Origin of the sequence: Chitinophaga sp. 180180018-3 (genome assembly GCF_037893185.1) — a bacterium.
Taxonomy (GTDB): Bacteria; Bacteroidota; Bacteroidia; order Chitinophagales; family Chitinophagaceae; genus Chitinophaga.
The window spans coordinates 2582008-2604318 of record NZ_CP140772.1 but is presented as its reverse complement, the minus strand read 5'-3'; the positions used below and the strand labels follow the sequence as shown (position 1 = coordinate 2604318).

At 44.2% G+C, this 22311-nt stretch carries 21 protein-coding genes and 1 tRNA gene; 9 read left to right on the top strand and 13 right to left on the bottom strand.

The window, feature by feature from the left end; translation table 11 throughout:
- Position 1 precedes the first annotated feature (1 nt).
- Positions 2-526: a UpxY family transcription antiterminator gene (locus UNH61_RS10470; protein ID WP_326992053.1), complete on the bottom strand. Its 525-nt coding sequence runs from the start codon at positions 524-526 to the stop codon at positions 2-4.
- Positions 527-1811: 1285 nt separating this feature from the next.
- Between UNH61_RS10470 and UNH61_RS10465 the strand changes: the two genes are divergently transcribed.
- The 3 genes from UNH61_RS10465 to UNH61_RS10455 all read left to right on the top strand — a co-directional run bounded on the left by UNH61_RS10465 (position 1812) and on the right by UNH61_RS10455 (position 3707).
- Entirely contained in the window at positions 1812-2048 is a 237-nt protein-coding gene (locus UNH61_RS10465; RefSeq protein WP_326992052.1) for a hypothetical protein, read from the top strand.
- Complete coding sequence (locus tag UNH61_RS10460) at positions 2041-2934, top strand: glycosyltransferase family 9 protein (RefSeq protein ID WP_326992050.1); 894 nt, start codon at positions 2041-2043, stop codon at positions 2932-2934. Before UNH61_RS10465 ends, UNH61_RS10460 begins: the two co-directional genes overlap by 8 nt.
- An 83-nt stretch (positions 2935-3017) precedes the next feature.
- Entirely contained in the window at positions 3018-3707 is a 690-nt protein-coding gene (locus UNH61_RS10455; protein ID WP_326992049.1) for a 4'-phosphopantetheinyl transferase superfamily protein, read from the top strand.
- 30 nt (positions 3708-3737) lie between these two features.
- Here the strand turns inward: UNH61_RS10455 and UNH61_RS10450 are convergent, their stop codons facing one another.
- The 8 genes from UNH61_RS10450 to UNH61_RS10415 all read right to left on the bottom strand — a co-directional run bounded on the left by UNH61_RS10450 (position 3738) and on the right by UNH61_RS10415 (position 9152).
- The gene (locus UNH61_RS10450; protein ID WP_326992048.1) at positions 3738-4820 is read right to left on the bottom strand and encodes a nitronate monooxygenase; all 1083 of its coding nucleotides are present in this window, start codon (positions 4818-4820) and stop codon (positions 3738-3740) included.
- Between the two features lie 18 nt (positions 4821-4838).
- A complete protein-coding gene (locus UNH61_RS10445) occupies positions 4839-5633 on the bottom strand; it encodes a nuclear transport factor 2 family protein (protein ID WP_326992047.1) in 795 nt (264 codons plus the stop codon).
- 1 nt (position 5634) lies between these two features.
- Entirely contained in the window at positions 5635-6369 is a 735-nt protein-coding gene (locus UNH61_RS10440) for an SDR family oxidoreductase (protein ID WP_326992046.1), read from the bottom strand.
- Between the two features lie 4 nt (positions 6370-6373).
- Positions 6374-6592: a 4-oxalocrotonate tautomerase family protein gene (locus UNH61_RS10435; RefSeq protein ID WP_326992045.1), complete on the bottom strand. Its 219-nt coding sequence runs from the start codon at positions 6590-6592 to the stop codon at positions 6374-6376.
- Positions 6593-6596: 4 nt separating this feature from the next.
- Entirely contained in the window at positions 6597-7139 is a 543-nt protein-coding gene (locus UNH61_RS10430) for a YceI family protein (RefSeq protein WP_326992044.1), read from the bottom strand.
- Between the two features lie 70 nt (positions 7140-7209).
- Complete coding sequence (locus UNH61_RS10425; RefSeq protein WP_326992043.1) at positions 7210-7797, bottom strand: Crp/Fnr family transcriptional regulator; 588 nt, start codon at positions 7795-7797, stop codon at positions 7210-7212.
- 105 nt (positions 7798-7902) lie between these two features.
- Complete coding sequence (locus UNH61_RS10420; protein ID WP_339070914.1) at positions 7903-8643, bottom strand: Type 1 glutamine amidotransferase-like domain-containing protein; 741 nt, start codon at positions 8641-8643, stop codon at positions 7903-7905.
- 239 nt (positions 8644-8882) lie between these two features.
- The gene (locus UNH61_RS10415) at positions 8883-9152 is read right to left on the bottom strand and encodes a PepSY-like domain-containing protein (RefSeq protein WP_326992041.1); all 270 of its coding nucleotides are present in this window, start codon (positions 9150-9152) and stop codon (positions 8883-8885) included.
- Positions 9153-9246: 94 nt separating this feature from the next.
- Here UNH61_RS10415 and UNH61_RS10410 point away from each other — a divergent pair, with 94 nt between their 5' ends.
- The 3 genes from UNH61_RS10410 to UNH61_RS10400 are packed head-to-tail and all read left to right on the top strand — an operon-like array spanning position 9247 to position 13661.
- Positions 9247-9921 (top strand): response regulator transcription factor, encoded by a 675-nt coding sequence (locus tag UNH61_RS10410; RefSeq protein WP_326992040.1) that lies wholly within the window; start codon positions 9247-9249, stop codon positions 9919-9921.
- A complete protein-coding gene (locus UNH61_RS10405; RefSeq protein ID WP_326992039.1) occupies positions 9918-11201 on the top strand; it encodes a HAMP domain-containing sensor histidine kinase in 1284 nt (427 codons plus the stop codon). The genes UNH61_RS10410 and UNH61_RS10405 overlap by 4 nt, the downstream gene beginning before the upstream one ends.
- Before the next feature lie 57 nt (positions 11202-11258).
- Complete coding sequence (locus tag UNH61_RS10400) at positions 11259-13661, top strand: TonB-dependent receptor family protein (protein WP_326992038.1); 2403 nt, start codon at positions 11259-11261, stop codon at positions 13659-13661.
- 277 nt (positions 13662-13938) lie between these two features.
- Here UNH61_RS10400 and xylA read toward each other — a convergent pair whose 3' ends face one another.
- The gene (gene xylA / locus UNH61_RS10395) at positions 13939-15267 is read right to left on the bottom strand and encodes a xylose isomerase (protein ID WP_326992036.1); all 1329 of its coding nucleotides are present in this window, start codon (positions 15265-15267) and stop codon (positions 13939-13941) included.
- Between the two features lie 138 nt (positions 15268-15405).
- Here xylA and UNH61_RS10390 point away from each other — a divergent pair, with 138 nt between their 5' ends.
- Both UNH61_RS10390 and UNH61_RS10385 read left to right on the top strand, forming a co-directional pair.
- A complete protein-coding gene (locus tag UNH61_RS10390; RefSeq protein WP_326992035.1) occupies positions 15406-16245 on the top strand; it encodes an AraC family transcriptional regulator in 840 nt (279 codons plus the stop codon).
- 371 nt (positions 16246-16616) lie between these two features.
- Positions 16617-17381 (top strand): hypothetical protein, encoded by a 765-nt coding sequence (locus tag UNH61_RS10385; RefSeq protein WP_326992034.1) that lies wholly within the window; start codon positions 16617-16619, stop codon positions 17379-17381.
- A gap of 598 nt (positions 17382-17979) precedes the next feature.
- On the opposite strand, the gene UNH61_RS10380 is transcribed toward UNH61_RS10385, so the two are convergent.
- Positions 17980-18063, bottom strand: a tRNA-Leu gene (locus UNH61_RS10380).
- A 148-nt stretch (positions 18064-18211) separates the two neighbouring features.
- Here UNH61_RS10380 and UNH61_RS10375 point away from each other — a divergent pair.
- On the top strand, positions 18212-19417 hold the full coding sequence (locus UNH61_RS10375; RefSeq protein WP_326992033.1) for an NAD(P)-dependent oxidoreductase: 1206 nt from the start codon (positions 18212-18214) through the stop codon (positions 19415-19417).
- A 3-nt stretch (positions 19418-19420) separates the two neighbouring features.
- Here UNH61_RS10375 and UNH61_RS10370 read toward each other — a convergent pair whose 3' ends face one another.
- The gene (locus tag UNH61_RS10370; protein WP_326992032.1) at positions 19421-20086 is read right to left on the bottom strand and encodes a methyltransferase; all 666 of its coding nucleotides are present in this window, start codon (positions 20084-20086) and stop codon (positions 19421-19423) included.
- Positions 20087-20150: 64 nt separating this feature from the next.
- On the bottom strand, positions 20151-22289 hold the full coding sequence (locus tag UNH61_RS10365) for an alpha-L-fucosidase (protein WP_326992031.1): 2139 nt from the start codon (positions 22287-22289) through the stop codon (positions 20151-20153).
- Between the last annotated feature and the right edge of the window lie 22 nt (positions 22290-22311).

The window sequence follows — 22311 nt, the reverse complement described above, 5'->3', positions numbered from 1 at the left end:
TCTAGTCGATCGAATAATTACTCTGTAGAGATAAATACTCCGGGTGAAAAGCGATGAGGATATTTCTTTGTAAGAGGGCTACTCTCACCAATATACGTTTTACTCCATTATACTTCACTACTTCGCAGGAAAGCCCACATAGCGGCCCTTTGTTGATCAACAATACCTGACCTGCCTGAAATCTGTCGGCAGATACACAGAGTTCCTCGCCATGTTGTGCAACCATTGCTATCTTATTGATTACCTGCTGATCTACTCTGGCCAATTGCTTTCCAAATTTTACATAATATGCAGCGCCGGCAACATGCTGTCCGTAGTAAAATTCTTTCAGGCTTTTTAAATTAACGAATACATATGAGGGAAAAAGCGGAGTATCCATCACCTTTTTCCGATCATGCCATTGACGCACCGATTTACTGGTAGGAAAAAAACATTCCACTTCACTTTCCGTTAACTGCTGCACCACCTTTTTTTCCTGACGTGCCAATGTGTAGATCAGGTACCACCCTGCTACGAAGTTGCTCATGTTACTTTGATTTTTACAACTAGGAAGTATTATGATTAAGATAAACCTGGGTTTATCATTTCATTATTCGCCATAGTTAAAGCCATCCCTATCAGCACACGTCATGCTCTCCTATTGTGTACTGGCAGCAGTTCCCAAGCATAGCTATCGCAGGCATAATCGTTTTAAGACAATGCACCGTTCAGATATATACAAAGTGAAAAGGCAAAAGCGGTACTAATGCCCTGGTAGGGTTTATGCTAAAAAATCGTTGTGTAAAAAAAGTATCTGATAGTTCGCATCAGAAACAAGCAATCATTATTCACTAAATCAAAGGCGCTTACATCTCAACAAAAATCAATCAGACAAGCCATTAGAGCAGACAGTGACTATCGTTACGGTTACTAAACCGAAACATACTCAAAACAAAAACGTCCAAAAAATATCCGGATACTACAAAGTGACAGTAACTTATACAGCTTACAGCACATAGCTAACGCTACAATAAGTAACACTTATTCACTTTAATAAAAAAACTTAAAAAATAATTACGGATTAGAATTAATGGCTAACACTAAAAACTACTGAGTAGCCATCTGACCTTAGAACCTGGAATTGATAACGTGCTTAAAGCAGGATTACAACAATTTAAAAGGGTAAAAAAAGTAAAGTTAACATAGTTGAAAAATCTGGTTACAAGCCATAAACACAAAATAGTAACTTTTTCGATAGTGAATATAGTGAATGTTTTTTGAAAAATGCAATAGGCGGAAAAAATTTTATTTGAAAAATAATTCATCTCGTTACGATCGCTCATCCAGTCAGATAAATAATGAAGAAGAGGAGTCGATTCCGGTCAAATACAGTAAGCACAGGCATCGCGGAATTAAGGTAGCCGCCTTTACATTTCCTCAAATGACTATGTACTTAAAATCAAGCATTGACATTGCAAAATATTTTTCTGTATATTTATAGTCATTCCACGTAAAACAATAGACGAGTTATTAACTTCAATGTCTCAGTGAGAGATATTCATGAACAAACGAAAGAATAATCTAAGTCCGATACAGAAAAATATGCTCACGTAACCCATATCACACATCATGCTGAACATAAAAGTATCACTCATTTATACGCCGATTAATAAAAACTGATCACGCTCGGTTTTTCTTGTCTCCAAATATTTTTGCAGAATCTGTGAAACTGGTTTGCTTAATATTTCTTTTCCGTAAATCAATTCCCTTAATATTAACCGGAAAATACTCAATAATAAAAAGCTGTTAGCTTCCTTTTAAACAACTATTTCATGAAAACTAAAACAGACATCCAGAACAGGATTGAAGAGATCAGGCGCAACCTATCTATAATAGAAGAAAAGGCCAAATTTGAAATGGCCCAATATGTTGGTGACATCAGTGTACGGAAAATCCGCTTCCTTTTTCAGGAAAGAAAAGTCTGGGAATATGCTCTAACTCAATTAGAGTGGATATTAGAAGAAACGTCCGACTACCCTTCAACTCATAAAGCTCTGCCGTATGAATAATAAAACCCTCCGTGTTATTATGTTTGGTGGCCTGGGTGACGTATTATTAACAAGCCCGGTGTTCAAAGCGATTAAAGAAAAAGATCCTAAAAAAAAGATAATCGTGTTTTGCGTCAACAAAAAGATGCAGCTCATTTTAAAGAACAATCCTTACATAAATAGAATTACCTCTGTCTCCTTTTGGGAAAACCCAATATCATTCATCAGGTACTATCGAAACAAGGAAAGTTTTTTTAATATTTTTTATGGTGCTATGCAACCAACATTATTCTGCAATAAAAATGTAAAAGAAATCATCGCAGACCTATACAATGTAACCCTGGCAGACAAAAAGGTACAAATATACCTTTCTGATGAGGAAAATCGTAACGCGCAGGAAAGTATCGCCGCTTACCGGAATCCCATTGTACTGCATATTACATCACGTACCACCTCTAATCAGGAATGGCCAGTACATAACTGGAATGAACTGGTCGCATCTATGCCAGAATATACTTTTTTACAGGTAGGGCTAAAAGACGAAAAACCAATAGAGAATGCGGTTGATCTCAGAGGAAAAACCTCAATACGGGAAACATTTGGATTGATTAAATATGCAAGAAGCTTTGCCGGCGTTAATTCTATCTACTCCCATGCTACCAATGCCTTTGACATTCCAGGTGTCGTAGTATGGGGACCTGCACAACCGGTTATATGGGGACACGAAAATAATATAAATATTTATAAGGCTGTTCGCTGTTCTCCCTGCCTGGATCTTATTCTCGGGCATCCCTGCCCTTACGACAAATTCTGTATGACCAGGATTAGCGTAGATGAGGTAAGAACGGCGCTACTGAACCAACTAAAACACGCCTCAACACCTACTTTATATTTCAACAAATCTTAAAAATGTGCACACTGCTTCTTCATAATCGATTAATGATGTAAAAAAAGCTAATAACTTTGATAAACTAAAAATTTAATAGCCATATGCTAAGGTTGGTAACAAACAATCTTCCCGAAATACCGGAACAAATAATATCTCCAGTAGTGTATTACGCTACTTACGATACGCCTATATCAACAGCACGTTTTTCTCAACTATTACAGGAAATCCCTGGCAGGTTCAGGGAAAAAATAAACAGGTTTAGAAGATGGCAGGACGCACATGCCAATCTCCTGGGAAAGCTGCTTCTCTTGCATGCTTTTAAAGAGAAGCATTGCAATGCTACGCTGAATGATATCGTATATACGAAGTATGGACGCCCATACATAATCAACGCACCAGATTTTAATATCTCTCACTCAGGTCAAATGGTGGTTTGTGCCATCAGCTATAATGGACGCATTGGTATAGATATAGAACGATGCGTGCCTATTTCTATCGGCGATTTTCAGAAGCAATTCTCACCAACGGAATGGAATAATATTGAACAATCCTCTCCACAGGAACCTCTATTCTATCGATATTGGACAATTAAAGAAGCTATTCTAAAAGCAGATGGAAGAGGTATCTCTACTTCCCTGGACTCACTCGATGTAACAGATGGCGCAACCATCCATTTCAACGGTCAGCCGTGGTATGTCTCATCTGTCGATCATTTTGAGCATTACATTTGCCATATAGCAACCGACGTTCATCATCAACAGTATAGCGTTCGGAAGGTATCATTTTCATAGCAGAGCAAGTGCTACGCCTTTGCTATGCAATCATTTTTCGAATAAAGCAGTTGTGTCCTTTACCAATGCTCCCATTAACTCGTCTGCCTTCCGGTGTTTTAATATAGGTGCAATCTGTCCACCCCAAAACTGGATCATATCCCATTTCTCTTTATCTAAAGCGGCTTTCCGCAGGAACGACATAAATTGGCTCTGCAATGGGAAAGGCAGGAATTCAACTTCTTTTCCTTTTAACTCTTCCGCAATCCTGCCAGTCAGTCCGCGCCCAAGTCTGCCCGTAAACGCGCGGGTTAATGTCGTATATTTCGCCCTTTCCGAAAACAACATCTCTCTATGAACAGGCAAAACATTGGATTCTTCGCAGGCAAGGAAAGCTGTTCCTATCTGAACCGCATCTGCTCCCAGTGTCAAAGCAGCACTGATGCCGGCACCCGTTGCTATCCCTCCGGCTGCAATAACAGGGATTTTCACTTTCTCCCGGATCAATTGTACCAAAACAAATGTCCCTGTTACTGAAGCTTCAGATGACCGCAGGAAAGAAGGTCGATGGCCACCTGCTTCAAACCCCGAAGCGATGATCATATCTGTACCTGTTGCTTCCAATGCAATGGCTTCATCCAACGTTGTAGCAGCTCCTACAGTGATAATCCCCCTTCTGCGGCATTGTTCCAAAATATCGGCTGTCAGTGTACCAAACATATAACTGAATACTTTAGGCCGGATGTCAAGTACTACCTGCAACTGATTTTCAAACCTGGATCGAAAAGGTACGGGCTTAGCCGGTAAAGGCACCTCCAATTCATCGAAGTAAGGTTTAAACAACCGGGTAGCCCGCTGATATTCTTCATCAGTAACCGTTCCATCTGCTCCTGCCACATCTGTATCTGAAACCCACAAGTTGAGATTGTATGGCTTATTGGTAGCGGCTCTTATATGTTTGTCTATCTCCGCGATTTCCTGCGGACTATTCGTATAGGCGCCATAACCACCCAATCCACCGGCATTTGAAACAGCAGACACCAACTGTACTGACGAGAGGTTACCGCCAAACGGCCCCTGCATGATAGGATAATCAATACCTAATATCTCCGTTACGCTTGTTTGATACCACATATCTTTGAATATAAAAAATTAATTTGAACTGTTTACTGCTGTCAGCAGAACAGCTTCGATCTTATCATTCACAATCTTTCCTTTCACAAATTCAAAGAATTTTCTGGCATGAGCAGATGTTTTATGTACCTCAAAAGCCGCGTCGTTCTTATACTCTTCATAAACTACTATCGAAAGAGGTGAATCATTCCGGGTATTTACCACAAATTGCACACAACCCGCCTCCCGGTTGCTTTCTGCTGCCATGACAGCCAGAGACGCTTTCATCTCTTTCTCAAAGGCGGGGAGTATTTCCATATATGCTACCAGGTTAGCCTTCCTTTCTGTTCCCTGAACATCCAAAGACTTTTCATTAGCCAGCTGACCAGCCGTATCACTAATCATTTTATTGACCAGGAGCCATTTTCCATCAATTTTATGGAAAGACAAAAATTCCTGATAGACAAAATCGTACATCACCACTTTTACTTCAACGGTGGCGATAGAATTAACCACTTTAATAGAAAGTATCTCACCTTTGAATGGTTTGCCAGAATTTTTGGGGCTCTGACGATTCTTCACACCATCCAGGTATTGCGATAAATCCTTTGCGTATGGCTGCCCCTTCACGTCGCCCAGAAACAATGTGCCCGGATGATAAACAGTGCTTAGCAGGGCAACATCTCCTTCATATATTCCTTTAAAGTAGCGACTCTCCAGCACGTCAGAAATCGCTAATGAATCTTGTTGTTGAGTTTCCATTTTAGTTTTGTTTTGTGCTTCGCTGCCCCACAATACGCAGGACAACAAAGCTGTCAGAAATATAATTTTCATTTTAGTTCAGATTGTAACCAGCGCCTAACCCACCGTCTACATTAATAATGGCGCCATTGATAAAATTACTTTTAGCAACCGTATAAACCATTTCTGCGATATCTTCGGCTTCACCCACGCGCTCCAGTAAATGCAGGCCAGCGCTTTTATCAGCTCCCCCGCCATGCATAGGCGTACGTATGGTGCCTGGTGCAATCGTATTTACCCTGATATTCTGCCGGCCAAACTCTGCTGCCAGTTGTATGGTCAGCGAATGGACACCGGCTTTACTCATCATCGGAGCAGTAATCGGTATACCGCCAATGCCCTTATTGACCAGCGGTGTGCCGATATTGATAACAACACCGCCACGCTGCTTCAACATTTGTGGAATAACGGCCTGCGTGGTAAAAAAAGTGCCTTTCAAATTAGTGTTCAAAAAACGGTCGAGATAGGCTTCATCTACCTCCAGAAAAGGTCTGGTTTCAAATATGCCGGCATTGTTCACCAGAACGTCTGCAGCTCCAAACTTTTCTATAGCCGTTGCTACCAGTTGCTCTCCCGTTTTTTTGTCCTTAATATTGCCGGCTACCATTGCCAGGTTGGCTCCCCCTCCCAGTCTCTGGTACGTCTGTTGCAATTTTTCTGATGTAGCCGAATTAATGACCACATTGTCTCCTCTTTCCAGAAAATACTTTGCGATTGCTTCACCTATGCCGGATGATGCCCCGGTTACTATTATTGTTTGCTTGCTCATAAAGTTACTTTTTATCGGCAGTAATGCCTTTTTCACGTAATACTGATACTTGCTCACCTGCATATCCCCAGTTGTCCAGCTCAATTTCCTGTATCGCAATATGGGTCAGGTGCGGATCTTTGTTGAAAATGGTAGTGAACAGGTCTGTTATACCTTTTATCAATTGCTGCTTTTTTTCGCGGGTAATCCCCTCGCGTGTCATTTCAATTTTAACGAATGGCATATCATCAGATTTGTGCTGAAGCAGGCACTTCTACTGCTTTTGCGGTTAACACAATATTGAGGTCAAAGTCGTTGTAAATAAGCGTATCGCCGAGGTTTTGGAAGAAATTTCCTGAGCGGAATTTAATGCCGAACTTAGTGCGGTCAATAACGATCTTTCCTGTTGCGGTTAATGTATCATCCCTCAAGATGGTATCCACGTCAAATGCCACAGGATTGGTAATGCCTTTAATAGTCAGATTACCCTTCACCTGTTTGCCCTGAACTGAAGTAATGTCGAAATATGCTTCCGGGTATTGCTCAATGCCGAAGAAATCGTCGGAGGCCAGGTGCCCTGCGAATTGAGCATTGGTAGCGGCATCTGTAATATCAAGTATTTTAATGGACCTCGTGTCTACCACAAACCTGCCGGCTGTAATTTGTCCATCTGCCAGGGAGAGTTCACCTGATTTAAGGTGGATGGTTCCATTGTGGGCTCCGGTTACTTTTCTACCCACCCAATCAATGTTGCTCTGCGCAGCTGCGATGTTGAATTTTTGCGTTTTCATTGCTTTGTATTTAAATGTTTTAAAATTTATGATACAAAGTAACGATGGGATTTCCGGCCGATTAGGTGACTTACATCACATTCTTATGAGAGTTATAAAGACGGCTTAAAGTTTCTCTCGATACCCCGAGGTAAGCGGCAATTAAATGTTTAGGCACCAGGTTATACAACTGGGGATATAATTTCATAAGTTCCTCATAGCGGGTTTTGGCATCATTGTTCATAAATGAAAGTAGGCGTTTATGTGCGGCCACATAGCCTCTGTTGGTACGCCAACGGAAAAAGTATTCTACCTGATGAATCTCTCTGCACAACTTTTCGCGATCAGCATTGGAAAGGCTCAATAACTCCACATCTGTAATGCAATCCAGGTTAACTGTAGCCCTCGTTTGCGTATATAACGCATTATAGTCCGACGCCCACCAGGTAGGCATGGCAAACTGCAGGATATGCATCTTTACTTCATCATTGATATAAAATGTTTTCATACATCCGGAAACAACGAAATATTCGTTGTCTACTTTATCTCCTTCCCGAATGACTACCTGCCCTTTTTTAAAAGAAAGCGGCTTGAAATGGCCAAAGAAATAGTCAAACTCTGCTGAAGTAAGCGACGCTTGTTTGGTAATATGTTCCTTCAATAATTCCTTTGCATCCATAATAAAAATATCCGATAGGCTTTTTATGATTTGAAATGTATTTCGAAAAGTCAGGCAACCATGGCCCCATTGCTGCGAAAAGAGATACCTCTTTTATCCATCTCATTAGTCCCCGGGAGAAAACAGCTTCCAGTACCCTTCGGAAACGACTTCAACCGAATCGCCGACTACTTTGATCGCGGACTGATCATCAATAGCATACACCGGTACCGAAAGCATTCCAGCCCATTTTCCAGCGTTTGTCTCGGACGCGTCCGGGAATTCCGGATTGCAGAAATGGGGAATCAATGCAAAATCAACTAATCCTGTTCCACGAGCCGTGATAAAAGTCCTGCTTATTTCTCCCTGAGGGCTGGGAAATACGATGTTTTCCGATGTCAGCGTATTACCGCTTCCGCCGCGAGGGTTTCTATAGGTCTCACCGAAGAGGGAGCTTGCCGCCATACTCCCGGCGCTTACTCCCACATAAACCATTTTGTGAAGCAGCGATGGTAATAAGTCTGCCAGTCCGGATTGTTGTATCCAATAAGATAAATACAGCACATCACCACCCCAAACCAGCAGCACATCGGCTTCCTCGAGCGATGGGAGCCAAATTTCTTTGGCTATACTGGGTAAGGCTGTGAGCTCCAGCACGCCCAAAGATTTCCATCCTAATTGGCACAACTGGGATTGACCTTTTCCACAAATAGCTTGCAATGCCATCCTGCCGCCATGCAGGTGGGGGTATATCGCCGTCGGAATGAACAGCGCATTAGATTCATCAATAGGTTTTCCCAAAAGGTCGACCAGCGCGTTGTAAATACTCGCATTGCTGATACCGCCGGAAGTGAGAAGAAGCTTCATGATGTTTGCTTTGAAGTAAAAGTTGCTATCAGGATCGGGCATTCGGGGAGAAGGTACGAAAAAAAATGACCGGTCTGCATTATCTAAGATGGATCATAAGCGAAAATATATCCCTGTGGCAGAGAAGCTTCCGCCCCGCTTATTGACTAATTTCCCTTATAGTAGTACCCCAATCCCGGTTATCCAGACGATCAACCATCGACTACAGGTTTTCACAGGCTGTTTCGGCCTCTCCGCTGTTACAGTACTACGCCCTTGTCATCGAATATAACATCTTTACCATTTATTTTCGCCTCATAGTTGATAGCGCCGCTGGCTTTCTGAATACGGGCGGTTTCGTTGATCTTTGCGCCTTTATAGTGCCTGGCGATATATGCTGCTGCCGCTTTCGGCAGTTCGGACGCCGGGATCGGCGTTTCTGTTTCCATCCAGTTACCCTTTACATCAAATACAACAGAAACGTGCTGATTGCTTTCTTTAAAACCAGCTTCATAGTTATGTTTCTCCATTTCCCATTTTACGCCAGTAGCGCCGGGGAACTGTAGCGGACAGAGGTTTACCCGAATTCAGGAAAAATTCAAAATTGGAGCCTACTTTTGCCACATGAAGGTATTGATCATCGAGGATGAACTACAGCTGGCACAGAGTGTTATCGGGTATTTATCCGGTGAGAATTATATTTGTGAACATGCCGCTACTTATCAGCAGGCATTGGAGAAACTGCATTTATACGAATATCAGTGCATATTGCTCGACCTCATGCTCCCTGGTGGTAATGGACTTCAACTGTTGGAAGAAATCAAAAAAAGACAGCAACAGGAAGGCGTCATCATTATTTCCGCCAAAGACTCCTATGACGATAAAATAAAAGGCCTCCAAACCGGTGCAGACGACTATTTGGCCAAACCCTTTCACCTACCTGAATTGGCGGCCAGGGTATATTCTGTGATCAGGCGACGCTCCTTTCAGAACAACAACATCGTTCAGCAGGAAGAACTACAGATAGATCTCCTTGCCAAAACAGTGCATATTCACGATAAACCGGTACTGCTTACCCGGAAAGAATTTGACCTGCTTATTTATTTCCTCGGAAACAAAAACCGGGTTATCTCCAAAAATGCGCTGGCAGAGCACCTGTCAGGCGACATTGCCGATATGCTCGACAACCATGGTTTTGTATACGCACATATCAAAAATCTGAAGCGGAAGCTCCAGGAAGCAGGTTGCGGTAATTACCTTAAAACCGTTTATGCTACCGGATACAAATGGGAAGTATGAGTAAACTATTGAACAAATCACTGAAAGTATTTATTCTGTACGCCGGTATTGTACTGGCAGGCAGCATTCCTGTTTATTACCTGATCGTAGACCTTATCTGGGAACATGAACTGAAGGAACATAACCTCATTGTAAGTGAAACCATTAAGCAAAATCTGCAGTCACTGGCTCTTTCGGATCAGGAATTAGCAGCAAGTGTGGCACTCTGGAATAAACTGCGTCCTGAAACGCAGCTGCAACCGGCGGCGGCGCTATTACCGGATTCCACCTACAATATATATCGAAAAAATAAATACATCCCTACTAAAGGAAACGACCGCTTTCAGGGGTTGATTACCTACTTTTCTATTCATGGCAAGCCATTCCAGCTCACCCTGGAAACCAATATGGAAGAAACTCATGAAACTATTATGGCTATTGCCGTAGTAACAGTGTTGTTCTTTCTTATCCTGCTGGGAGGCTTCATTCTCATCAACCGGCGTATTGCAGAACGGCTATGGCGGCCCTTCTATAGCTGCCTGGAAAAAATACAGTCGTTTAATCTGCATAAAACACAGGGCATTCAGTTCGACAATACAGATATAGAAGAATTTGAAGTGCTGAATCACCACCTACATAAACTGATTATGGGCAATATTGCCAGCTATCAGCAACAAAAGGAGTTTACCCAACATGCCTCGCATGAACTGCAAACCCCTTTATCTGTGATCAAATTTAAGCTGGACCTGCTGCACCAGAGCACACCTATGACGGAAGAACAGTCAGACATCATTGATCAGGCGCATCAGGCTTTGGCCAAGGTAACCAGGGTAAACAAGAACCTGCTGCTACTCGCTAAAATTGAAAATAGCCAGTTTCCGGAGAAAGAACTGATAGATCTGCCTGCGCTGATAGAAAGCTATGTGCCGTTTCTGCAGGACTTTTTGGACGATAAACAGCTGCAAGTACAACTAAATATTGCAGCAGCCGTACAACTCTCTGCCAACAAAACCCTGGTAGAAATGCTGCTCACCAACCTGTTTATGAATGCCATCCGTCACAGTGCCTCCGGGGGGACTATCCGGATTTCCCTGAACCGGCACCAACTCATGATAGCTAATACGGGCGACGAAGCACTGGATCCCCAACGCCTGTTCCGACGATTTGGCTTGTCGGCCACCAATACTGCCGGTACGGGCCTGGGACTGGCCATTGTCCACGAAATATGTCAGGTATATGGCTGGCAGGAAAGCTACCACTTTGAGAATAGATTTCATATCTTCAGCATTCAATGGGCTTGATTCGAAATTTCTTCTAAATCGTTATCCAACTTTGCGTATATCATAAAACGCGAACGGATGAAACGATTTATCAGCGGAATATTATTGGTGCTGGTGGCCATGTGTAGTCAGGCACAGAAAAATACCGTTACCCTGTCGGGACTTGTAAAAGACACCAGCAACCAGGCCGCATTAGCATTTGTAAATGTAACATTACATAAGGCGCACGACAGTATCTTTGTAACGGGTACTATCACCAGCGAAGAAGGTCGCTTTAGCATCGCAGGCATCGATCACGGCAACTATCTCCTTAAATTTTCCTATCTCGGATATCTCACCAAATGGCAACCATTGCTGGTAGGGCAGTTGAGCAATTTCCTATCTGTGGGGCATGTATCCTTGCAGCACTCATCCGTAAGTATAAGCGAAGTTACTATCACCGGTAAGGTGGATGAGGTAAGCGAAAAAATGGATAAGAAAACATTTTCACCAGCTGCCAATATCAGCCAGGCTGGCGGATCTGCACTGGATGCCATGAAAAATCTGCCGGGTGTTACCGCCGGCCAGGATGGGAAGGTATTACTACGGGGCAGCGATAAAGTGATGATACTGATAGATGGTAAACAAACCGCGCTTACCGGCATGGGTGGTCAGTCGGGGCTGGACAATATTCCGGCTTCTGCTATCGCTAAAATTGAGATCATCAATAACCCCTCGGCAAAATATGATGCCAACGGAAACGCCGGTATCATCAATATCATCTACAAAAAAGAAAAAAGTGAAGGACTCAACGGCAAGGTGGGACTCACCACCGGTTTGGGCGCCCTATGGGAAAAGAAAGGCAACCTGCCCGGTATACGCCCCCAGTATACAGCTACCCCTAAAGTCAACCCTTCCCTGTCGCTCAACTATCGGAAAAATAAAGTTAATTTCTTCTTTCAGGGAGATAACCTGTACACCAAAACCCTCAACAAAAATGAATTTACCGAAAAATGGTACGAACATGGAGATGCCATCATTCAACAGGTGAAACGCAACAGAACCACCAACATTATTACTGGCAAAACAGGCATAGACTGGCAACCAGACGATAAAAATCTATTTACCATCTCCGGTTTGTTCAGCAGTGAAAAAATCCTCGACCGGGGCGACCAGCCTTTCTTTAAAGCCGACCTCTCCGAAAGGCAGCGTCTGTGGCAGTTTCTGGAAGATGAACTAAAAACCACCGCTACCCTCTCCGCCGGCTGGCAGCATCAGTTTAAACAACCCGGACGCATACTGCAGGTAAACCTGAACTATACCTTTCACCGGGAAGACGAAAAGTATTTTTTCACGAACATCATGCCTTCTTATACCGGATTGGATTCATTTAAATTACTATCAGACGAACACGTAGCAGATCTGACGGCTGATTATATACATCCTTTGCGGTTCGGTCGCTTTGAAGGAGGCGTTAAATTCCGGCGCCGGTACATTCCTACCAATATGCAATTCAAGCCAGGCCTGCATTCTCCGCTTGATACCACCGCCGGTGGCTGGGCTAATTACGGCGAAATCATTCCGGCGGTATATGGTATGTTCGTATTTGAAAATAAAGACTTTGAAGTAGAAGCCGGCATGCGGGTGGAATACGTAGACCTGAACTATGAAGTAAACCCGCAACATAATACCTATCGTAGTAACGGGTACCACTATATACAGCCATTTCCCAATATCAGACTGGCTTATCATCTGAACGACCATAACAAATTATCACTGTTTTATAATCGTCGGGTAGACCGGCCTAATGAAGTAGACATCCGTATCTTCCCTAAATATGACGATGCGGAAATCATTAAGGTAGGTAACCCGGAGCTGCGGCCTCAGTTTACCAATACCTTTGAACTGGGCTACAAAACGAACTGGCGCAATGGTTACCTCTACCCTGCCCTGTACCATAAACGAATGGAAGCCACCATTTCCCGTATAGGCACTACCGTGGGTAACAGCAATCTGATCTACAACGTATTTCAGAATGCGGGAAAAAGCTACCAGTCTGGCCTGGAAGTAACCCTGTCTCAAAAAATAAATAAATGGGCCAGCCTGCAATTAAACATGAATGGCTATCAGAATATCATCGACGCATTTACCGTACTTAACAAGTATCCGGAACCTACTGTCTACACAGCACCCCGCGTGGAAATGTTTTCCGGCAACGTAAAGCTCAATAGTACGTTTCAGTTGCCATCCAAGGTAGAACTGCAGCTCACCGCCATTTACCTGGCACCGGATATTGTTCCGCAGGGAAAAATTTATTCCCGTTTCTCTATAGATATGGGTGCTAAAAAGACCATTGGCAGAAATGAGTTCTTTGTAAATGCTACTGATATCGCCAATACGCTGCGCATTAAACGCGATGTAACAGGTAACGGGTTCACCTATACGAGCACAGATTACCTCGAAACGCAGGTGTTCAGGATAGGATACGCCTATAAATTTTAAGCTGTTACGTAAAGGAGTATAACCCGCCGGGGAAGGCTACTTCGCTGGGCAAACCCGTTTTGAATCGTCAAAGTCAACCATGCAAAAACAAAAATCAATACTCTTAAAAACATCTGGCAAATATTTTTTTCGCCTGCAAAATAATCAGCCATTCCCTCAACCGACTGCTACAAATGTTGAAATGATGAGTAAAAATGTTCTGTTGCGGGGATATAATGCATAAAAAACTCCGCCGGTATTTAACCGGCGGAGTTGATCATTGTCTTACAACAATATTTTACAAATAATTATTGATAATGTTCTCCAGGTATTCCTGTCTGCCACTGGTTGCTGCTGGTTCTCCGTTGGCAACCGCATATGCACGCAAGCTTTCGAGTGTGGCCTGTCCGGCTTCAAAAGTTTGTGCAGCTTCTGTGTCAAAAGAAGCGTAGCGCTCCTGGCGGATCTTCTTATAAGCACTTTTTTCCAGGATGGCATCAGCAGTGATAAGGGCGCGTGCAAAACTATCTACCCCTCCTATATGAGCATAGAAAAGATCGGCCGGGTCGGTGGAATTTCTCCTGATCTTTGCATCAAAATTGATACCTCCTCCCTTAAAGCCACCGCCTTCCAGGATAATTAACATGGCCTCGGTAAGTTCGTTGAGGTTGGTAGGGAACTGGTCTGTATCCCAGCCATTCTGGTAGTCTCCCCTGTTGGCATCAATACTTCCAAGCAAACCAGCATCAATCGCTACCTGGAGTTCATGTTGGAATGTATGTCCTGCTAAAGTGGCGTGGTTCACTTCGAGGTTCAGCTTGAAGTCACCCAGCAGATCGTATTGACGGAGGAAGCCTATCACAGTCTCTGCATCATAGTCGTACTGATGTTTGGTCGGTTCACATGGTTTTGGCTCGATAAAGAAAGTACCGGTGAATCCATTTTTGCGGGCATAATCTCTTGAGGCCTGCAGGAATCTTGCCAGGTGTTCCTTCTCCCGCTTCATATTAGTATTCAAAAGACTCATATATCCTTCCCGGCCACCCCAGAACACGTAGTTTTCTCCCCCGAGCGCTATGGTAGCATCAAGGGCTGCTTTCACCTGAGCAGCTGCATGGGTAAGTACGTGAAAATCGGGATTGGTGGACGCCCCATTCATGTAACGGCGATGACTGAACAGGTTAGCAGTGCCCCATAGTAATTTAACCCCGCTTTCCTCCTGTTTTTGCTTCAGGTATTTGGTCAGCGTTTGCAAACGCTTTTCGTTGTCTTCAATGTTATTGGTATAATCCACCACGTCCACATCGTGGAAGCAGTAATAAGGCAGATTAAGTTTAGTGATCATTTCAAAAGCAGCATCTGCTTTATCTTTTGCCCGCTCAATCGGGTCAGTGCTTTTATCCCATTCAAACAGATGTGTGGCTTCACCAAAAGGATCTGCACCTGTTCCATTAAAAGAATGCCAGTAAGCTACCGCAAAACGCAGCCACTCTTTCATGGGTTTACCGGCTACTATTTTGTTTTCATCATACCAGCGATAGGCTAACGGATTGTCTGTACGTGGGCCTTCATACTGAACTGCGGAAATGCCGCTAAAAAATTCTTTCTTCCCTGTTATTATTTTCATATCGTGAATTATTTTTAGCAAATATTGTTTGAATTTAAAAAGTTGGCAACTGCTATTTTTGAAATAAAATATGCTATCTTATCAACGATGAGCAATATTTAGCACTTTATATGATAAAATGGGCTATCTGCCGGAAATATGAAAACAATTCTTCAAAAAATCACCAATGATGTCAGCCAGAGCTTTGCCTGCCGGATTTATCAAACACCTCAGTTTGAAACCAACTGGCATAAACATGTCGAGTATGAACTGATCCTTATTCTAAAAGGACATGGCACCGCCATGATCGGTGACTACGTATGCGATTATTCCGTTAACGACCTGTTTTTTATAGCCGGCAACCTGCCACATTGGTTCAGGAAAAATCATCCTAAAATGACGGGGGCCGCGCTGGTGATACATTTCACGAACGATTGCTGGGGCGGGGAATTGCTGCAGATGGCCGAAATGAAAGCAATACAATCTTTGTTACGAAAGAATAACGGAATACAACTGGAAAAAAACCTGAAAAAGGAGATAACCGAGAGCATACAACTGATGTATCGAAAAAGGGGCTTTGATAAACTCATGCTATTATTGCAGTGCCTCCATAAAATAGGGCTTTCCACCCAATATAAAATACTGACGGAAGATTTCACAGATACCGGCAACGTGGTAAATCCTGTTATCGAAAAAGTTATTGATTTCTCTTTTAAACATTACCAGGAAAAAATTACCCTTACACAAGTGGCAGCCATCGCTAATATGAGTATACCCAACTTTTGCCGTTTTTTTAAGAAGAATATCAAAAAAACCTATTTTGATTTCCTGAGGGATCTGCGGATCAGTCATGCGTGCAAATTGCTTACTACCGGTAATCAATCAATACTGGATATCTGCTATGAAAGTGGTTATAAAAGCTGGGCACATTTCAGTAAACAATTTGCGGAAGTAAAACAGCAAACGCCTAGTCAATACCGTAAAACATATTTACCTTGAAGTGGTCCGGTAACTGTGTAAACATAGAAAATCGGGGCTCTTACGAACATTGGTTTTTCTATGTTTACACAGTTTATGTTATAGTGTCGAGACGGCCCCTTTTCCTATATGGTAAGACGTTATGATATTAATAGCTGTAAACGGTAAGGGATCAAGTTGAAATCCTGGGGGCAGGCGACCTGTAATAGTTTGCCATCCAACTTTTCGAAATCTTCTAATACCCGTGTAATCAGTACTGAACAATTCTCTCTTCCGGGGCACCTCCCGTTGAATATACGCTAACATACAAGCCAGACACATTTGATAATGGCTAAAGAAGTCTAGGGAGCTGATCCCCTGGTTGTCATAACTTTAAGAAAAATGTAGGTAACATGGCAACACAAACAGGCCCATTCCTCTTTACCGGCAGGCTGGATAACGTGATTGGCTACGAACGCAATGGAGTTCACTTCCTGCGTAGTATGCCTGCCCAGGTAAAACAAACAACGGCCACCCGGCAGGCTGCCCGCAATTTTGGTATGGCCAGCCGTAAAGGTAGCCTCATACGTAAAGCATTCGCCCCGCACCTGGATCTTCGTTGCGACGGTACTTTCGTAAACCGGCTGAACAAAGTGCTGATACAATCCGGCGTACAGGGCATAAAAGGATACCGGTTCAACCGGCACACCAGCCTGGAAAAATTCTTCTCTCACTCCCCCATATTCACACCCGATGGCATACTGCTGATTCCTGCACAGGAATTATCACGATTGTCCGGATTCACCCATTTTGAGATAAAAGCCATCGCTGTGCGGGCTCATTTTGCCCACCGGCGGGTTACAGGCGCAGTCTCCATCACAAAGAGGATTGATCTCAGTAAACCGTTCGAAGGCATGGAACTGAACATGACCGTTCCGGGAAAAGGAACAGGGATCGTCGTATTACAGGTACGCGCTTTCCAGGGGAGCCTGGTTACGGACAACAGTAAATACATGACTGCAGAAGTGGTCGCTGTAAGTACAGCAGCATCTCCAATCCCACAAGCCGGTAAAAAACGCGGCAAGCCACTATTGAAACGATGGCCATTGTACCAGGACGTACTGTTACTGAAGGGTCCTGCTATTGGCTACTCTTCATTAGCCTTACAACGGGAATGAACAGGTATAGCTTTTTCCTGACCGGAGATTGTTATTAGGTGCTCTTATATTATTTCCAGGGAATTGGTTCATGGATACCCATGTCCGGATGTATGAATACCCGCTTTTCTTACAGGTATATGCCTGATTGAGGCTTAGAAATCACGTAAACCTTATTCAGGATCATTTTGTTACTTTGTAAACTTCATTCAGGGTTTTCTAACGACAGGTAAAACCTATATAAGGACAAGACCCCACATCATCCATCCATCTTCAGATCAACTCCACCTTACCTGCATCATTCTCCCATTAATCCTCCTGCTTTCTCCTATCACTCCTTCATGCTGCCGCATTGGCTTGTATGGATGTAAGCAATTGTTCATCATCCATACCAGGAGAACTGTTTCTATATTCCCCAGGAATTCAACTTAATCCAACGAAAAGGATAAACTGGCACTTACTCGAATGGGATTGTTTACTTAGAAAAAGAAATAATGCATTTTTGGAAAATCTGGTTCTTTATTTCCCGGCCAGTCATTTGTTTGCTTAATTGTTTGCATAACATTAAAAAACAACAAAGGCCCCTTTTAGGAGCCTTTATAACTATTGTAAATCAATGTGCCCAGAACAGGAATCGAACCTGCACTCCCTTTCGAAAACAAGATTTTGAGTCTAGCGCGTCTACCAATTCCGCCATCTGGGCATTCTCCTTAAGAACTCTCCGCGTCAATTGCGGGATGCAAATATAGCAACTCCTCTTTAACTCACAAATATTTTTATCATTTTCAACAAAAAAAATATCTCAACTATATCTTATACACGCTACACCCCAAAATATCTTAACTTCAAAAATGGAAACTCCCATTCACATAGGCCTCATTCGCGAAGAAAAACACCCACACGATAACAGGGTCGCCTTTACCCCCAAACAATGCCAATGGATACGGCACCACTTCCCTCACATCCATCTATATGTACAACCTTCGCCCATCCGGTGCTACAAAGACGAAGAATACGAAAAAGCCGGCGCTGCACTGCTGGAGGATCTCTCCCGCTGCTCCATCCTCCTCGGCATCAAAGAAGTGCCCGCCGATAAACTGATCGCTGGCAAAACTTACCTGTTCTTCAGCCATACCAAAAAGAAACAACCGCATAACAGGGAAATGCTCCAGACTATCCTGAAGAAAAATATTACCCTTATCGACTATGAATGCCTTGTACATCCCGATGGACAACGCATCCTCGGCTTCGGCTTCTTCGCCGGCGTAGTCGGCGCTCACAACGGCCTCATGGCCTACGGCAACAGAACCAACAGCTTCCAGTTCAAACGCGTACATACCAGCCACGACTTCCAGGAAATGATCAGCCATTACTTCGGTATCAAACTTCCTCCCATAAAAATCGTCATCACCGGCTCCGGCCGCGTGGCCGCCGGCGCTCTCGAAATAATGGGACTGCTCGGTATCAAGTACATCCCGCCGGAAGAATACCTCATCAACTCCTACGCATACCCCGTATATACCCAGCTCAAAGCCGGCGAACTATACCTGCGTAAAAACGATAAAACCTACAGCCGCAGCGACTTCCACGCACATCCTGAATTATATGAATGCCGGTTCCTTCCCTATGTAACGGTAAGCGATATACTGATGAATGGCATCTATTGGGATCATAATATCCCACCGCTTTTTCAGAAAGATGACCTCAAAAAAGAAAACTTCCGCATTAAGGTCATCGCCGATATTACCGACGATACCAACGGCTCCGTTCCCTCCAACCTGGGCGATAGCACCATCGAAGATCCCGTTTACGGCGTTAACCGGTATACCATGGAAAAAACCGCTCCCTATCTCGAAAACAGCGTAGATATGATGTGCGTCAGCAACCTGCCCAACGAACTTCCACGCGATGCTTCCCAATATTTCGGCGATCAGCTGATGAAATATGTTTTTGAAGAACTACTCCGGCCCGAAAGCGAAATGATCGCAGCCGCAACCATTGCGGCCGGTGGCAAACTCACCGATCACTTCAGCTACCTCGCAGATTATGTGGCGTGATGATTATAAATACAGGTAATAAGGCTGCAGCAATTGGGCAAACAAAGGGGTGTATTTCCGGTTGCTATCGTGAATGGCCATTTCTGTTACTACGGTGTTCACCGGTTGCCTCGACAAGATACCTACCACTCTGAAAAAGCCATGCTGCTCACTTTGCCGGATATACAGCGCCTGCTTCAGATGCAGCCCTGCCGCCAATGCCAGGCCGTGAAATGCTTCGAACGATTGATAAGGCAACAACAACGATACCTCTCCCTGCGGCGATAAGTGCAGATCGATAGCGGCAATCAGCTCACTGTAACCCAAGCTGGTGGCATGCATCGCCCGGTCCTTGCCTTCATGGCCACTCTTCAGGGCATCTTCATAAAATGGCGGATTCGTTATAATAAAATCATACTCCCGGGTCTTCTCCATTTTCCGTATGTCGTTGCGGATCAGCTGCAGACGGTCGTCCCAGGGCGATGTCATGAAATTCGCAGTAGCCTGCTTAGCCGCTCCCTCGTCCAGTTCTATGGCGGTGATATTGCCCGCTACCTCCTGAGCCAGCATCAGGCTTAACAAACCCGTACCGGCTCCTATATCCAGTATAGCCGGTACCGTTATATCATTGTCGCTCAGGTACTGCGCCGTGAATGCGCCTTGTATACAGGCGTCTGTACACACTTTCATGGCGCAGTGTTCCTGGTGAACTGTAAATTGTTTAAATCTGAAGTAAGTGTTACTCATTTATTTTTTACTGATCCAATACTACAGAAAGATTGGGCATACGAAGATTACGATGGATAGAAACCGGATTAGCCTGCCTGATCTCTGCGGTCTCCACTCTGCCATTTCCCTTCAGCTTCAGATCTACCGGCTGCTCATACATTACCTGCGGAACATTCCTGTTGATACCGGCTGTAATCTCCTTCGCAAAACGATTATAGTATTTAACGATCAACTGGTTCTTCCCTTCCTTCAGCGATAATAACGCTACTTCCGATCCGGTAGTACCCCTGGCCGGATTATTATGCAATACCTGCTCTTCTCCGTTGAGGAATACGCCAATCCCATCGCCGCTCGTAAATCCCACCAGATAATCTCCCGCTTTAGGGGCAGTGATCTCCTGCAACAGGTAAGCCGCGCGGCTCCGCCCACGATCAGACGGGATCTTCAGCACTTCATCGTTCTTCCAATCGCTGTGCTTTGTCCACGGCTGATCTTTATCCCCCGGCCACGGTTGATCCGGATTCACCTCCTTCACTGATCCATTGGCGCCATCAATATACGAAGGGAAAGACGACGTGCTGTATATCGGGCCCCATTGCAATGATGCGGGATCGTTATAAAACTGAGCACGCTGACTGCCATCCAGCAATACGTCTTTTGTAACGCCGTTCAGCGTAATCTTCGCCTGTTTTCCTTTCTCTTCATCACTATATACCAGCTTCAATGACGACGGTTTCTTCACAGTAAATGCCCACCGCTCTCCTACTTCACTACGATAGTAACTCGGATAATCGGCACCGGAGAAACTGTATAACGGTGTGGCATTATAACGGTTCAGGGCCGTAGCATGTTTCAATAAATGCAGGGGAGTGATGCTCACACTGTTTCCGCAATGCAACGCTAATACGGCAACATCATTGTCGGCTATCCTGAAATCTGCCGGCAGCTGAATACGGGTGTTTCCATCTTTTACTGATACACGGGCCGCCACCTTTTTACCATTGCTCAACAACGTTACCTGACTCACTTTGCTGTTCAATCCCGGTAACTCAATCACCCCGTTCTGTGGCGTCTGCAGCAGGTGCAGATACAATTTTCCAGGTTTAGTGGTTACTTCTCCCCAGGCAAAAGTGGTATCAAACGGATTTGCAGATGCGCCGTAAATGGCTTCCCCATTGAGTTTCAGCCAGGCGCCGTTTGCCAGCAATACTTCTTTCTCGAAATCTACTACCGAACCATCTCCACGCGGACCAATATTCAACAGGTAATTACCACCGCGACTCACCACTTTAATCAATCCCAGCAGCTTCTCATGTGCTTTGTCCACCGCCTTTCCATGCTGTTGCCAGCTACGGTAACCCCAGGTTTCGTCATATACAGAGGCCGGCGTCTGCCAGGCCGATGCAATTTTGTAATCCGGGTATTGGTTGTCTCCCATTACACAAAAATCACCGGCATCATTCCCCAAACGCCCACTCACCATACATCCCGGCTGTAAACGATGTACTATCTCCGCCAGATCACGGCTTTGCTGTTCTGTCAATGATCCCATATCAAACCAGATCTCCGAAACCGGACCATAATTGGTCATCAGCTCCGTTACCTGCTTCTTGTTAAACTCATGATGCTCCGGTGTTATCGGATCACTGTTCGTGCTGGAAATCGGGTACGCCTGCGGATAGTGCCAGTCGATCAGCGAAAAGTACATCCCGAATTTCAGACCATGACGCCGGCAGGCTTCCGATAATTCCTTCAGTACATCTCTTTTAAAAGGAGTGGCATCTACTACGTTATAGTCGGTATAGGCAGAATGGAACATGCAAAAGCCATCATGGTGCTTCGATGTCATCACCACCGATTTCATACCCGCTGCTTTCGCCAGCAATACAATCGAATCTGCATTCCAGTACTGCGGGTTAAACTGTTTCGCTATGGCGCCGTATATATCGCTGTAAATACCGGCATGCGCCTGTATTTGCTCGCTATAGCCCCGGGTAACCGGTTTCCCTTCCCAAACGCCGCCCAAAGTGGAATAAATGGCCCCCCAGTGAATAAACATGGAATATTTCTGTTGCTGCCACTCCGTTTGCGCTGCCGGTGCCTGCGCCGGTACTACGTTATAGGCAAGTGTCAGACCCAGTAAAGCAGTCAGTACTTTCTTCATAGATAATAATCATTATAGCTTT